Origin of the sequence: Nocardiopsis sp. MG754419, assembly GCF_018207095.1 — a bacterium.
Lineage (GTDB): Bacteria > Actinomycetota > Actinomycetes > Streptosporangiales > Streptosporangiaceae > Nocardiopsis.
Genome location: NZ_QOCZ01000049.1, coordinates 1 through 13,695 on the forward strand (window position 1 = coordinate 1; position 13,695 = coordinate 13,695).

General features: G+C 70.7%; 12 protein-coding genes. 6 read left to right on the forward strand and 6 right to left on the reverse strand.

The genetic code is table 11. The annotated features are described in order from the left end of the window. Positions 1-40 precede the first annotated feature (40 nt). The 3 genes from DSY14_RS11830 to thiI all read left to right on the forward strand — a co-directional run bounded on the left by DSY14_RS11830 (position 41) and on the right by thiI (position 3,446). Positions 41-706, forward strand: coding sequence for a response regulator transcription factor (locus tag DSY14_RS11830; protein ID WP_211716590.1), 666 nt, complete (start codon positions 41-43; stop codon positions 704-706). Positions 707-891: 185 nt separating this feature from the next. Continuing rightward, a complete protein-coding gene (locus DSY14_RS11835; protein WP_211716563.1) occupies positions 892-1,917 on the forward strand; it encodes a 6-phosphofructokinase in 1,026 nt (341 codons plus the stop codon). 236 nt (positions 1,918-2,153) lie between these two features. Beyond that, complete coding sequence (thiI, locus tag DSY14_RS11840) at positions 2,154-3,446, forward strand: tRNA uracil 4-sulfurtransferase ThiI (protein WP_211716564.1); 1,293 nt, start codon at positions 2,154-2,156, stop codon at positions 3,444-3,446. A 71-nt stretch (positions 3,447-3,517) separates the two neighbouring features. On the opposite strand, the gene aroF is transcribed toward thiI, so the two are convergent. Continuing rightward, a complete protein-coding gene (aroF, locus tag DSY14_RS11845) occupies positions 3,518-4,564 on the reverse strand; it encodes a 3-deoxy-7-phosphoheptulonate synthase (RefSeq protein ID WP_211716565.1) in 1,047 nt (348 codons plus the stop codon). A 375-nt stretch (positions 4,565-4,939) separates the two neighbouring features. Between aroF and DSY14_RS11850 the strand changes: the two genes are divergently transcribed. Continuing rightward, positions 4,940-5,572, forward strand: a complete 633-nt coding sequence (locus DSY14_RS11850; RefSeq protein ID WP_307851194.1) for a molybdopterin-dependent oxidoreductase — start codon at positions 4,940-4,942, stop codon at positions 5,570-5,572. A gap of 36 nt (positions 5,573-5,608) precedes the next feature. On the opposite strand, the gene macS is transcribed toward DSY14_RS11850, so the two are convergent. Genes macS through DSY14_RS11865 form a run of 3 tightly spaced genes read right to left on the reverse strand, consistent with a single transcriptional unit; the run spans position 5,609 to position 8,460 of the window. Next, a complete protein-coding gene (macS, locus tag DSY14_RS11855) occupies positions 5,609-6,706 on the reverse strand; it encodes a MacS family sensor histidine kinase (protein ID WP_211716567.1) in 1,098 nt (365 codons plus the stop codon). Between the two features lie 51 nt (positions 6,707-6,757). Next, complete coding sequence (locus DSY14_RS11860) at positions 6,758-7,666, reverse strand: hypothetical protein (RefSeq protein ID WP_211716568.1); 909 nt, start codon at positions 7,664-7,666, stop codon at positions 6,758-6,760. After that, positions 7,663-8,460, reverse strand: a complete 798-nt coding sequence (locus DSY14_RS11865; protein ID WP_211716569.1) for a carboxylesterase — start codon at positions 8,458-8,460, stop codon at positions 7,663-7,665. The genes DSY14_RS11860 and DSY14_RS11865 overlap by 4 nt, the downstream gene beginning before the upstream one ends. A gap of 414 nt (positions 8,461-8,874) precedes the next feature. Between DSY14_RS11865 and DSY14_RS11870 the strand changes: the two genes are divergently transcribed. After that, a complete protein-coding gene (locus DSY14_RS11870) occupies positions 8,875-9,738 on the forward strand; it encodes a 1-acyl-sn-glycerol-3-phosphate acyltransferase (RefSeq protein ID WP_211716570.1) in 864 nt (287 codons plus the stop codon). A gap of 64 nt (positions 9,739-9,802) precedes the next feature. On the opposite strand, the gene DSY14_RS11875 is transcribed toward DSY14_RS11870, so the two are convergent. Then, positions 9,803-10,750 (reverse strand): ROK family glucokinase, encoded by a 948-nt coding sequence (locus DSY14_RS11875; protein ID WP_211716571.1) that lies wholly within the window; start codon positions 10,748-10,750, stop codon positions 9,803-9,805. Positions 10,751-10,879: 129 nt separating this feature from the next. Next, positions 10,880-11,383 (reverse strand): hypothetical protein, encoded by a 504-nt coding sequence (locus DSY14_RS11880; protein WP_211716572.1) that lies wholly within the window; start codon positions 11,381-11,383, stop codon positions 10,880-10,882. Between the two features lie 476 nt (positions 11,384-11,859). Here DSY14_RS11880 and DSY14_RS11885 point away from each other — a divergent pair, with 476 nt between their 5' ends. Then, positions 11,860-13,668 (forward strand): long-chain fatty acid--CoA ligase, encoded by a 1,809-nt coding sequence (locus DSY14_RS11885; protein ID WP_211716573.1) that lies wholly within the window; start codon positions 11,860-11,862, stop codon positions 13,666-13,668. Positions 13,669-13,695 lie beyond the last annotated feature (27 nt).

Genomic DNA, 13,695 nt, shown 5'->3' on the forward strand with positions numbered 1-13,695 from the left:
CCCTGGTCCCGCCCCGGCCGCCACCGCTACGCTCGGCGGCATGGACGGCGAGAACATCCGGGTACTGGTGGTGGACGACCACCCCATGTGGCTCGACGCGGTCGCCCGCGACCTCGGTGAGGCCGGGGTGACGGTGGTGGGGACCGCCGGCGACGGCGCCAAGGCGCTGCGCATCGCGCCCGCGGCCCGCCCCACCCTGGCCGTGGTGGACCTGCACCTGCCCGACACCACCGGGGTGGAGCTCACCGCCGCCCTCGTGGCCCTGCCCGATCCGCCACGCGTCCTGGTGCTGTCGGCCAGTGGGGAGAGCGAGGACGTCCTGGCGGCGGTCAAGGCCGGCGCCACCGGCTACCTCGTCAAGTCCGCCGGGCGCGAGGAACTGCTGGACGCGGTCCGCCGGGTCCACGCCGGGGAGGCGGTCTACACTCCCGGACTGGCCGGTCTGGTCCTCGGGGAGTACCGTCGGTTGTCGACCGAGGACGACCGGGCCCGGGAGGGGACCGAAACGGCGCCGCGACTCACCCCCCGTGAGACCGAGGTGCTGCGGTTGGTGGCCAAGGGGCTGGCGTACAAGCAGATCGCGCGGCGTCTCGACATCTCGCACCGCACCGTGCAGAACCACGTGCAGAACACCCTCACCAAACTCCAGCTGCACAACCGCGTGGAACTGGTGCGCTACGCCATCGATCAGGGTCTGGACGGCTGAGCGGGGACCGTTCGGGCCCCGCGATCGGGCCGTCCGGCACTTTCGGACGCCCCCGTCACCTGGTGGGGTGTGGGTTTCGGAAGTCCTTTCCCGCGCGGGGTTGGCCCGGGATCCCCGCGCCCACTATGGTCTAGACCATACGGTGCCCAGCACCGTGAACACATCGAACGTCGAGGAGAAGTCGTATGCGAGTCGGGGTGCTGACCGGTGGCGGAGACTGCCCGGGTCTGAACGCGGTGATCCGCGCCGTGGTCCGTAAGGGCATCAAGGACTACGGCTACGAGTTCATCGGTTTCCGGGACGGCTGGCGCGGGCCCCTGGAGGGCGACACCATGCCGCTGGACATCAGCGCCGTGCGCGGCATCCTGCCGCGCGGCGGGACCATCCTCGGTTCCTCCCGGACCAACCTCATGAAGATCGAGGGCGGCGTCGAGCGGGTCAAGGACAACATGGCCGGCCTGGGCGTGGACGCCCTGATCGCCATCGGCGGCGAGGACACCCTCGGGGTGGCCCGTCAGCTGCACGACCGCGGCGTCAACGTCGTGGGCGTGCCCAAGACCATCGACAACGACCTCAACGCCACGGACTACACGTTCGGGTTCGACACCGCGGTCAACATCGCCATGGAGGCGATCGACCGGCTGCACACCACCGCCGAGTCCCACCACCGCGCCCTGGTCGTGGAGGTCATGGGCCGACACGCCGGTTGGATCGCGCTGCACTCGGGCATGGCCGCGGGCGCCAACGTCATCCTCATCCCCGAGCGGCCCTTCGACATCCACGAGGTCGTCAAGCACGTCGAGAGCCGCTTCGAGACCCAGTACGCCCCCATCATCGTGGTCGCCGAGGGTGCTCACCCCAAGGAGGGCCAGATGGAGTTGGCCACCGGGGAGACCGACTCCTTCGGGCACGTGCGCCTGGGCGGCATCGGCCAGACCCTGGCCGACGAGATCGAGAAGCGCACCGGCAAGGAGGCCCGCTCGGTCGTGCTGGGTCACGTCCAGCGCGGCGGCACCCCCACCGCCTTCGACCGGGTGCTCGCCACCCGCCTGGGCGTGAACGCCATCGACGCCGTGCACGACGAGACCTTCGGCAAGATGGTCGGGTTGCAGGGCACCGACATCGTCCGGGTCGACCTGGCCGAGGCCACCGACACCCTCAAGACGGTTCCGGCCGAGCGCTACGAGGAGGCCGAGGTCTTCTTCGGCTGACCGAAGGAGCCCTCGCGACCCCCATCACGGCCTCTCCCCACCGGGAGGGGCCGTTCGCGCGTCCGGGGCGGGGTGGCGCGTGCCTCATCCCGGACGGGGTGCGGACGGGAATGTACCGAGCGCTCCCGGGATTGTTCGATACTGGAAGGAAGCGGTGGACGCGCCCGGTCCCGCCGCAGCACGCCCCTCCCCCTCTCACCGGGCACGAAGCACCGTCTTTTCCGGAGGTAAGCAGCATGTCCGCGTCGCTGGAGTCCGCGCAGCTCCCCGCAACCGAGGCCGGAGCCGACGCCGGGCTCGGCGAGCTCTGCGTGTTGATGAAGCTCGGCGAGATCGTTCTCAAGGGCTCCAACCGCAAGTTGTTCGAGCGTCGCCTGCACAACAACATCCGCTCCTCGGTCCGTGACATCGGCGACGTCAGGCTCTCCCAGCGCGGCGCCGGCGTGATCATCGTGCGCAAGCCCGACGCCTCGGACCTGGAGGTCGCCGAGATCGCCGACCGCATGGCCAACGTCATGGGCGTGGTCTGGGTGCACCTGGTGCGTCGCGTCCGCAAGGACCTCGACGCCATCGTGGACGTGTCCGTGCGCTCCCTGGCCGACCGCGAGGGCACCTTCGCGGTGCGCGCCCGCCGTCGCGACAAGCGCTTCGAGATGAACTCGGGCGAGCTGGCCGGGTACCTCGGCTCCAAGATCATCGAGGCGCACGGCTACAAGGTGAACCTCAAGCGTCCCGACAACACCCTCCACGTCGAGATCGACAAGGACGAGGCGTTCGTCTTCACCGACGGGGTCCCCGGTCAGGGCGGGCTGCCGGCCGGCATGAGCGGACGCGGCCTGGTGCTGATGTCGGGTGGCATCGACTCGCCCGTGGCCGCCCACCGGATGATCCGGCGCGGTCTGAAGGTCGACTTTCTGCACTTCTCGGGGATGCCCTTCACCGGCCCCGAGTCGATCTACAAGGCCTACAGCCTGGTCCGGCAGATCGACCGTTACCAGGTGGGGTCGCGCCTGTTCGTCGTGCCCTTCGGCAAGGCCCAGCAGCAGCTGAAGAGCTCCGGTATCGAGCGACTCCAGATCGTCGCCCAGCGCCGGCTCATGCTCAAGACCGCCGAGGCGCTCGCCGACGACCTGGGCGCGGAGTGCCTGATCACCGGGGACGCCCTCGGGCAGGTCTCCAGCCAGACGATGGCCAACCTCACCGCCCTGGACGACGCGGTCGACCTGCCGATCCTGCGCCCCCTCATCGGCATGGACAAGACCGAGATCATGGACCAGGCCCGCCGGATCGGGACGCTGGCGATCTCCGAACTGCCCGACGAGGACTGCTGCACCATGCTGACCCCGCGTCAGGTGGAGACCGCCGCCAAGATCGGCGATCTGCGCCAGATCGAGAAGCGTCTGGACGCCGAGGAGCTGGCCGAGCACCTGGTCACCACGGCCCAGGTGCACAAGCCCAGCTTCCTGGGTGAGGCGACCCCCACGAAGGGCGTCGTCCCGGCCGCGGCCACCGCCGTGCCCGTCGTCTGACCCACGATCCGAGAACGGAGCGGCGCCCCGGCCGGGGCGCCGCTCCGTCGTCGTTGGGGCCTTCCCGCCGGTTACAGGGCGGCGAGTTCCCGACCCGGGGCCGGGGTGAGGGTGCGTCCACTCAGGGTGGCCAGGGTGCCGGCCAGGTCGCGCAACGCGGCCAGGTCCTCCTCGACCAGTGCCTGGGGGCCGTCGCACAGGGCCGTCTCGGGGTTCGGGTGCACGTCCACGATGACGCCGTCGGCGCCGATGGCGATGGCCGCGCGCGACAGCGGCAGCACCAGGTCGCGCTTGCCGCCGGAGTGGGACGGGTCGACGATCACCGGCAGGTGGGTGAGGTTCTGCGCCACCGGGACGGCACTGATGTCCAGGGTGTTGCGGGTGGCCTTCTCGAAGGTACGGATGCCGCGCTCGCACAGGACGATGTCGAGGTTGCCGCGCTGGGCGATGTACTCGGCGGCCATCAACCACTCCTCGATGGTGGCGCTCATGCCGCGCTTGAGCAGGACGGGCTTGCCCGCGTCACCGACGGCCTGGAGCAGGGCGAAGTTCTGCATGTTGCGGGTGCCGACCTGGAGCATGTCCGCGTAGGACGCGACCAGTTCGACGTCGGCGGCGTCCACGACCTCGGTGACGATGGGCATGCCGGTCTCGGCCCGCACGTCCGAGAGGATCTTCAGGCCCTGCTCGCCCAGCCCCTGGAAGGCGTACGGGGAGGTGCGGGGCTTGTAGGCGCCGCCGCGCAGCAGGGCGGCACCGGCGGCCTCGGCCATGCGGGCCGCCGCGAGGGTCTGTTCGGGGGTCTCGACCGCGCACGGGCCGGCGATGACGGTCATGTGCTCGCCGCCGATCGGTACGCCCCGGACGCTGACGACGGTGCGGCTGTCGTGGTTCTCGCGGCTGACCAGCTTGTAGGGCGCGGAGATGCGCAGGACGTCGCCGACACCGGGGCGGGCGGCCAGGCCCAGGTCCTGGAACCGCTCGACGTCGCCGACGAGTCCGATGATCGTCCTGCTCACACCTCGGGTCACGTACGCCTCACCCCCGGCGGAGGTGACCAGCTCGACGAGCGCGTCGATGTTGTCGGCGGTGGCGTCCGGCGCCATAACGATGACCATGTGGGTTGTCCCTGTTCGTCGGTTGGGCGGCTGTGCCGCGCGGTCCTCGGTGCCCGGCCGGTCCGGTCCGGGACGAACACGAAGAAGCCCCGGGCCTGTACCGGCCCGGGGCTCCTGGGAAGTCGTCTGTGTCAGCGCAGGGCTTTACAGGCGACCGGGGAGATGGGCCGGTAGCCATAAAAGCGCCAAAAGTTCCGCTGCATGGCTGTGACTATAGCGCACGCTCGCGGCGGGCACGCACACCCGGGGTGAGTGACCTGTCTCTCGTCCTCGCCTGAAAGGATGGCCGCAGCGGCGGTTCCCACACGGGCGTGGGAGCGCGCGCGGTCCGTCGGCGGCCGCCGACGGACGAGCGAGCCTTGCAGGGGGAACGGAGTGTCCGACGGGACGGAGGCGGAGAGCGCGGGGACCGGTCCGAGCGGACTGCCGCCGGGACAGGCGGTGCGCCGTGAGCACAAGCCACTGCACTATGGACGGGTTCCCTCCTTCCGACCGCAGCGGTGGGACTTCCGTGTGTTCGGGGCGACGGAGTCGCTGGGCACCTACCGGTGGGACTGGGAGGAGTTCGCGGAGCTTCCCCGCGCCCGGGAGGTGCGCGACTTCCACTGCGTGATGCGTTTCAGCGTGCCGGACGTGCCCTGGGGCGGGGTGCGCAGCAGCGACCTGGTGCGACTCGCGCCTCCCGCCCCGGAGGCCACCCACGTGATGGCCTGGGGCGAGTACGGCTACAGCGCCAACATGCGGATGGACGACTTCCTGGGCGACGCGGTACTGCTGGCCACCCACCGCGACGGCGTGCCCCTCACCCCCGAACACGGGTTCCCGCTGCGTCTGGTGGTCCCGCACCTGTACGGCTGGAAGAGCGTGAAGTGGCTGCGCTCGGTGGAGTACATGGTGGGCGACCGACGCGGGTTCTGGGAGGAACGCGGGTACCACAACCGCGCCGACCCCTGGAGCGAGGAGCGGTTCTCCCACCAGGAGGGTCCCGGCGACGGCCCGCCCCTGTGAGCCGGGCCCGCGGTGGTTCGGGAGCGCGGGCGCCGTTCAGTCGCCGCGGCGGGGCACCCGCATCTCGAGCTCGGTGCCCTCACCCGGGTCGCTGTGGACCCCGGTGGTCCCGCCCAGGTCGCGCACGCGCCCCAGGATGGACTGAGCGACCCCCAGACGCCCCTCGGCGCGCGCCCGCTCCAACCGTTCCGCCGGGATGCCGGGACCGTCGTCGCGCACGGTGACCACGACCGCGTCGGGTTCGTCCTCCACCAGGACCCAGGCACGGGTGCCCTCCGGGCAGTGCCGTGCGACGTTGTCCAGGGCGGCCGCCACCGCGGCGGCCAGCTCACGGGCGGTGTGCTCGGGCAACAGGACGCGGGTGGCGGGCGCGGCCACGGTGACCAGGACCGACTCCAGGGGGCGCAGGAGGTCGCGGAGGTCGACGGGGCCCGCCGTGGCGCGGGGTGCGTCCCGGTCCTGCGCGGCGGTGTCGAGTCCGTCGGTGATCAGCGAACGGAGTCGGACCTCCTGTTCCCCCGACATCCGCCCCAGCTCGGCCGCCTCACCGCCGATCTCGTCGCCACGACGGCGGACCAGGGCCAGGACCTGCAACACCGAGTCGTGGATGGACCGGGCCAGCTGCTCGCGTTCACGGATGCGCGCCTCGAGGATGACGGCCTGGGTGAAACGTTCCTCGGCCTGTCCGGCCACCCGTGCCATGTAGCCCACGGCCAGTCCCGCCAGCAGCAACAGGACCACGCCTCGGGCCGTGGCGGCGGTGATGGCGGCGTCCATGACCACGCGCAGCGTGAGGTCGGCGAACCCGTAGGCCAGGGCGACGACGGCCGCACCGCGCCGCCCCCAGATGACGCCGGCGGACAACGCCGCCCCGGCGAACCAGTAGCCGCTCAGGGGCGGGGCCTGCGTGAGGTAGAAGGGGGTGGCGGCCAGGGCGGTGGCGAACAGGCACCCGAACGTGACCAGGAGGTCGGCGCACAGGAAGCGTGACGTGCGCCGGGCCGGGTCGGCGTAGACCCGTTGGGTGGTCAGGGTCCAGACGGCCATCACCGACAGGACCGACCACGCGACCCAGGGGCGGTCCAGGTACTGGTGGTGCTGGACGACCAGGACGACAGCGTACGCCAGGGCCACGGCGCGGAAGAGGGCGAAGGCGCGCCAGAGGGGGACGTCGAAGCCCAGGGCTCAGACCACCGCCCCGTCGTCGGGACCGTTGTCGCCGGGGGCGCGGGAGTCGGTCATCCGCAGGATGAGCACCACGAAGCTGCCCAGGAACATCAGGACGCCCAGCAACATCATCCAGTTCGGCAGGGAGACGCCCAGGAAGGCGGCGCCGAACAGCAGCGTCGGCACACCGAGGAGCCCGAACCACGCGGCGACGCCGACCCGGTCACCCTGGATCAGCGGCGGGGGCGGCGGGGGTTCGTAATGGCCCTCGCGCTCGGCCTCGGCCCGGCGACGGTCCTCCTCGCGCGACTCGTCGTCGTCCTCGTCGGGATCGCGGGGCAGGTTGGCGAGGATGTCCCCGAGCGCGGTCTGACGCTCGTCGGGCGCGGCGAGGTTCTCCGCGTCCGGCCACGCGACCCGGCCGCGTTGCTCGCCGGGGGGCTCGGCGTCGTCGTAGAACCGGGCGACCAGGTCGTTCCAGACCTCGTCCTCGCCCTTGTCGCCGCGACGGTCGGCGCCGTCGGCCAGGTCCGTGGCGGGGACGTCCAGGAGGTCGCCGCCCACCGAGGGTTCGCCGGCGTCCTTGGCGGACGCCGACTCCTGCCCGTGCTCCTGCTCGTCGTCGGCGTCCGAGCGCGACTCGGAGCGCGGGGCCAACAGGTCGGACCCGGTCACCTCGGGCAGCTCGGAGCCGAGCACCTGCTCGGCGGCGCCGCGCTCGTCGGCGTCGACGTAGAGGTGGTCGGTGGGCGGATCCTCGACCTGTCCCCCGGTGGGCTCCAGGACGTCCTCCTCCAGGGGGACGGCGTAGGCGGCGATCCCGCTGCGGCGGAGCGCCTCCAGCATGAGGTCCGCGTGCGAGGGGGCGAGCAGGATCAGCGGAACATAGGCGTCGGCGAGCAGGCCGTTGCCCCGACGTTGTGTCATCGGTCGGCTCCTTCCCCGCTTCTACTGCGCTCTCGGACGAAGGCGAGACTGCCCTCGAAGATGGTGGCGGCGTCGTGGTCGAGGGTCGCCACGTGGTAGCTGTCGTGGAGCAGGTGGATCGTCAATCGGGCGTCGACCGCTCTTCTGGCGAGGATACGCAGGCTCTCCGGTCCGACGACGTGGTCCTGGGCGCTGCGGTAGGCCAGGATCGGCGTGCGCAGACCCGGCATCCCCTGCTGGACCGCACGCCAGAGTTTGGGGAGTGTCGCGGCGGCCGCGGTGGGGACCCGGTCATAACCGCCCTCCCCCGGCACGTCCAGGGAGACGTCGCTGCCGACGCCCGGTGTGGAGGGCAGCAGGCGCGAGGCCAGGTGACGGATGGGCGCGATGATCGGGAGTCGGCGGTCCTCCACCGTCAGGGAGGGGTTGACCAGCACGACCCCGGCGATGAGGTCGGGGTGCTCCTGGGCCAGCCGCAGGGTGAGGGCGCCTCCCATGGACAGCCCCATGACGAACACCTCGTCACAACGCGCGGCGAGGTCGAGAAGGACCTCCTCGACCGCCGCGTACCAGTCGTCGGTGCCGGTGGTGGCCATGTCCTGCCACGTGGTGCCGTGACCGGGCAGACGGGGCAGTTCGACGGTCAGACCGGCCTCGGCCAGGTACGCGGCCCAGGGGCGCAGCGAGTACGGGGAACCGGTGAAACCGTGACAGAGCAGTACACCCGTGCGGGACCCGACGTGGCTGAAAGGGTCCGCCCCCGGGATGAGGGGAAGCGTGTTGTTCGGTCTCACTGATCTGCTCCCGGGGGTCGTGCGGCAGGGGGATGGGACGATGGGTTCCCCAGCCGTGAGGCTAGTCGCTCGGGCGAGCGTTTGTCATCGAGTGCACGGTAACGTTCCCTAGCCCGAACCCCGCTGAGGACGGGAGTGTTCCCGCGTGCCGTGTCCGCGCCGGAACGGGTCGGCCGCCGGTCGAGGTGAACCGATGAGTATCCTCGACTGAGCCCCGCGGTGCGGCCCCTTCCCACGACGGACACCCGTGTCCGAGGTCCGGACGCTTTGGCGGTGACCGGTGCGTGGTGGGAGGATGGCCACAGTCAACCTCCTCCGTCGCCACGGGGGGCGTTCGATGTCGGCCGAGCGGGACAGTGAGACGTGGCAGACCCTGCCCAGTGCTCCCCGCGTGTGCAGGGGTGATCTGAAGCGATGTTCTACTGGGTGGTCAAAGCGATCCTGGGGCCGGTCCTGGCCGTGTTGTGGCAACCGCGCGCCGAGGGTGTGGAGAACGTGCCCCGGCGCGGCCCCGCCATCATGGTCAGCAACCACCTGTCCTTCTCCGATCACTTCTTCGGGCCCCTGCCCCTGCCCCGCCGGATCACCTTCCTGGCCAAGGCCGAGTACTTCACCGGCACCGGCATGAAGGGGTTCGTCAGCCGGGCGTTCTTCACCGGTGTCGGGCAGATCCCGATCGACCGGTCCGGCGGCAAGGCCAGTGAGGCCGCGCTGCGCACCGGTCTGCGCGTGCTCAAGCGGGGCGACCTGCTGGGCATCTACCCCGAGGGCACCCGTTCCCCCGACGGCAAGCTGTACCGCGGCCGCACCGGTGTGGCCCGTCTGGCGCTGGAGGCGAAGGCCCCGGTGGTGCCGATGGCCATGATCAACCTGGAGAAGATCATGCCCCCCGGCCGCACCATCCCCAAGCTGGGCGTGCGACCCAAGGTCGTCTTCGGTGCGCCGCTCGACTTCTCCCGCTACTACGGGATGGAGAAGGACCAGCGGGTCCTGCGCGCGGTCACCGACGAGATCATGTACGCGCTGATGGAGCTGTCCGGCCAGGAGTACGTGGACCGCTACGCCCAGTCGGTCAAGGCCGAGCTGGAGGCGGAGGCCAAGGAGTCCCGGCGCGAGGAGAGCGCCGACGCCAAGGACCGCCGCCGCACCCGACGCGCCGAGCGCAAGGCCGACCGCAGGACCCGCCGCGAGGCCGAGAAGGCGGAGCGGGCCGAGAGGAAGGCCGCGAAGAAGGCGGAGAAGAAGGCGGCGGACCCGGACGAGACCGGCGACGCCTGAGACGTGACACGACGGGGGCCGGTGCGCGGACTGTTCCGCGCACCGGCCCCCGTCGTGTGTCCGCTCAGTGCCGGGCGAGGTCCCCGGCGCCGACGATGCCGGCGGCGCCACCGAGCTCGGCCACGCGCACCTCGGCCAGACGGCGTCCGGGGCGTCCGGAGACCTGGCGGGCGAAGGAGGTCCGGGCCGGGGCGAGGATGACGTCGCCGGCGTCGGAGACGCCCCCGCCCAGGACGAAGCAGGCGGGGTCGAGGATGGCGGCGAGGTCGGCCAGCCCCGCTCCGACCCACTCCCCCACGACGCCGAAGCACTCCAGGGCGGCGGCGTCACCCTCCATGGCGGCCTGGGTGATGGCCTCACCGCCGATCCGCTCCAGGTCGCCGCCCGCGATCTCCAGCATGCGCGCGGCGTACCCGGGCTCGGTCCGGGCCAGGTCCCGGCCCTCGGCGACCAGTGCGCGCCCGCTGGCGTACTGCTCCCAGCAGCCGTGGTTGCCGCAGGCGCAGCGGCGACCGTGCGGCACCATCCGGTAGTGGCCCACCTCGGCGGCCACGCCGAAACGGCCACGGTGCAGCTCACCGCCGAGGACGAGACCACCACCGATGCCGGTGCCCAGGGTGACGCAGACGATGTGGTCGCTGCCGCGGCCGGCGCCGAAGCGGGCCTCGGCCCAGGCGGCGGCGTTGGCGTCGTTCTCGATGACCACGGGGAGTGCCACCCGCTGTTGCACGCGTTCCTTGAGGGGTTCGTCGCGCAGCCCCAGGTTGACGGCGACCTGGACCGTGGCGCGGTCCTCGTCGACGAAGCCGGCCACTCCCACGCCGACGGCCTCGACCGGGGCGCCCGGGGCACGACCGCGCAGTTCCTCCACGGCCTCGGCGACGGTGTCCGCGAGCCGACCGGGGTCGTTGGCGGGGGTCGGGTACTTGACCCTGTCCAGGATCTGCCCGTCGCGGTCGACGACACCGGCGGCGACCTTGGTTCCACCGATGTCTACGCCGATGGTGAGCATGGGGGCGGCTCCTTCACACTTTCGCCCGAACCCTGACATAAGTAGCGAGCTTCATGTCATCGGGTTTTCATATGGGGTGAACGGTTCGATTAAACCAGGCTCGTGAGAGCCCGCACACACCGTGCGTCCCTACCCTCGACTCCGCTGTTCCTCGCGGTGCGCGGCCTCCGCGTCCCCGGTGAGCGCGCCGGTCGGGGACTCGCGGCGCGCGTGTGCGTCCCGTTCGCGGTCGGCCCGCTCCCGGTCCTCTCTCTCGGTGCGGGCTCGCTCGGCCTCCGCGCGTCCGTGGTCCCACTCGCGCTCGACCACACCCCAGGTGCGCCCGAGGGCGTCGGCCAGGCTGAGCCCGGCGCGCCCGAGGTGACCCGCGACCTCCGGTGCGCTCTTGCGGACGATGTCGGCCAGTTCCTCCAGCGGAGGGCGCCGCTGGTCGCTCTCCATCCGAATGGCCTCCTCCCACACGTCGTTCTTGGGCTGTGGGTTGGTGACCGCGTCCACCCCGCGCCGCACCCCCGCCGCCAGGAGCTTGCGCTGGAGCGAGTCGACCAGGCGCAGGGCGTCGTCGATGAGGTCGGGGTTGTCGGCGCGTCCGCCGTCGCGGGAACCGTTCCGTCCGCCGTTGTTCTCGGTCATCTGTGGAGAGCCTCCTGATCGTCCGTTGCCACACGTTAACCGCAAGAGCGGGATGCGGACCGGTCTCTCAGGGCAGGTTCAGGGGGTGATCAGGGATGACCCGGGGGCCGTTCGGGACCGAGGGATCGGGGGTTCACCCAGCGTCATCGGCGGGCGATCCTGGCCGCACAAAAGACGCATAAGTAACATAATGTGCACAAAAGACTCGGCAAACGATAGTCTCTGCTCCGCGCGAGAAGCGGCCCTGAGCGCCCGCCCGACCTGCGCACTCATCGAGGAACCGAGGACGGTCCCACGTACGCGTCCGACACGGTGCGTCGCGGACCCCCGATGACAGCGTGTTCCGCACCGCACACACGTCAAGCCCGGATCACCGTTGGATACCGAACGGCAACCTGTTCTACTCACGAGTAGGACGCTGTTGTTACGGTCGTCACGTCCCATCCACCAAACCCGTACACGTCCAGGAGCATCACGTGCGCGAATACAGCTCTCCCGCGAAGGCTGAGATCTCCGACGAGGCGCGGCTGACCGACACGCTCTTTGCGCGCGCGGCCGGCGAGCCCAAGGCCGTCGCCGCCCGACGTCAGGAGCAGGCCGGGGCCGGCCAGTGGCGCGACGTGACCGTCGAGCAGCTGCACGGCGACATCGTCGGCTACGCCAAGGGCCTCATCAGCGCGGGCATCGGGCAGGGCGACCGTGTCGTCCTCATGTCGCGCACCCGCTACGAATGGACCGTGGTCGACTACGCCATCTGGTCGGTCGGCGCCGTCACGGTTCCGATCTACGAGACCTCCTCGGCCGAGCAGATCCAGTGGATCCTCTCCGACTCCGGCGCCAAGGCCGCCTTCGTGGAGACCGCCGAACACGCCGAGCGCATCGCGTCGGTCAAGGACCAGACCCCCGAGCTGAACCAGGTGTGGACGTTCGACGGCGACGGCCTGGACGGTCTGCGGGCCGCGGGTGGGGACGTCACCGACGAGGACCTGGAGAAGCGCCGCACCGCCGTCAAGGCGGACGACCTGGCCACGCTCATCTACACCTCCGGTACCACCGGGCGCCCCAAGGGGTGCCGGCTCACCCACCGCAACTTCCTCTTCATCGCCCACTCGGCGCTGGAGGGCCCGGCCAAGCCGATCATCCAGGGCCACGGTGGCACCCCCTCCACCCTGCTCTTCCTCCCCCTGGCCCACGTCTTCGCGCGCTTCGTCCAGGTCATGGTCATCGAAGGCAAGGCCACGTTGGGCCACTTCCCCAGCACGGGCCCGGACCTCATCGACCAGTTCTCCGTCTTCAAGCCCACCTTCCTCCTCGCGGTGCCCCGCGTGTTCGAGAAGGTCTTCACCAAGGCCCAGCAGAAGGCCGAGGGCGAGGGCAAGGGCAAGATCTTCAACATCGCCGCCGAGACCGCCATCGCCTACAGCAAGGCGCTCGGCACGGGCAACGTGCCGCTCTCCCTCAAGCTCAAGCACGGACTGTTCGCGAAGCTGGTCTACAGCAAGCTGATGGCCCGTCTGGGCGGCGAGGCCAAGTACGCGGTCTCGGGCGGCTCCGCCCTGGGTTCGCGCCTGGGCCACTTCTTCCGCGGCGCCGGCCTCACCATCGTCGAGGGCTACGGACTCACCGAGACCACCGCCCCGACCTCGGTCAACAGCCCCGACTTCAACAAGATCGGCAGTGTCGGCCAGCCGTTGCCGGGCACCACGATCCGTATCGCCGACGACGGCGAGGTCCTGCTCAAGGGCGACCACATCATGGTCGGGTACTGGAAGAACGAGAAGGCCACGGCGGAGGCCTTCGAGGACGGCTTCTACCGCACCGGCGACCTCGGCTCCCTCGACGACGACGGCTTCCTGAGCATCACCGGTCGCAAGAAGGAGATCATCGTGACCGCGGGCGGCAAGAACGTCGCCCCGGCCGTCCTGGAGGACCGGATCCGCTCGCACGCCCTGGTCAGCCAGTGCATGGTCGTCGGCGACAACCGCAAGTTCATCGCGGCCCTCATCACGATCGACCCCGAGTCCTTCGCGCTCTGGAAGGAGCAGACGAACAAGACCGGTGAGATCTCCGAGATGACCGAGGACGCCGATCTCGTCGCGGCGATCCAGGGGGCCATCGACGACGCCAACAAGGCCGTCTCCAAGGCCGAGGGCATCAAGAAGTTCCGGATCCTGCCGAACGACTTCACCGAGGAGGACGGCCAGATGACCGCCTCGCTCAAGGTGAAGCGGCACGTGGTCTCCAAGCAGTGGAGCAAGGAGATCGACGACATCTACGCCGGCTAGCACCGGCGCTGCTCCGCCGAAGGGGGT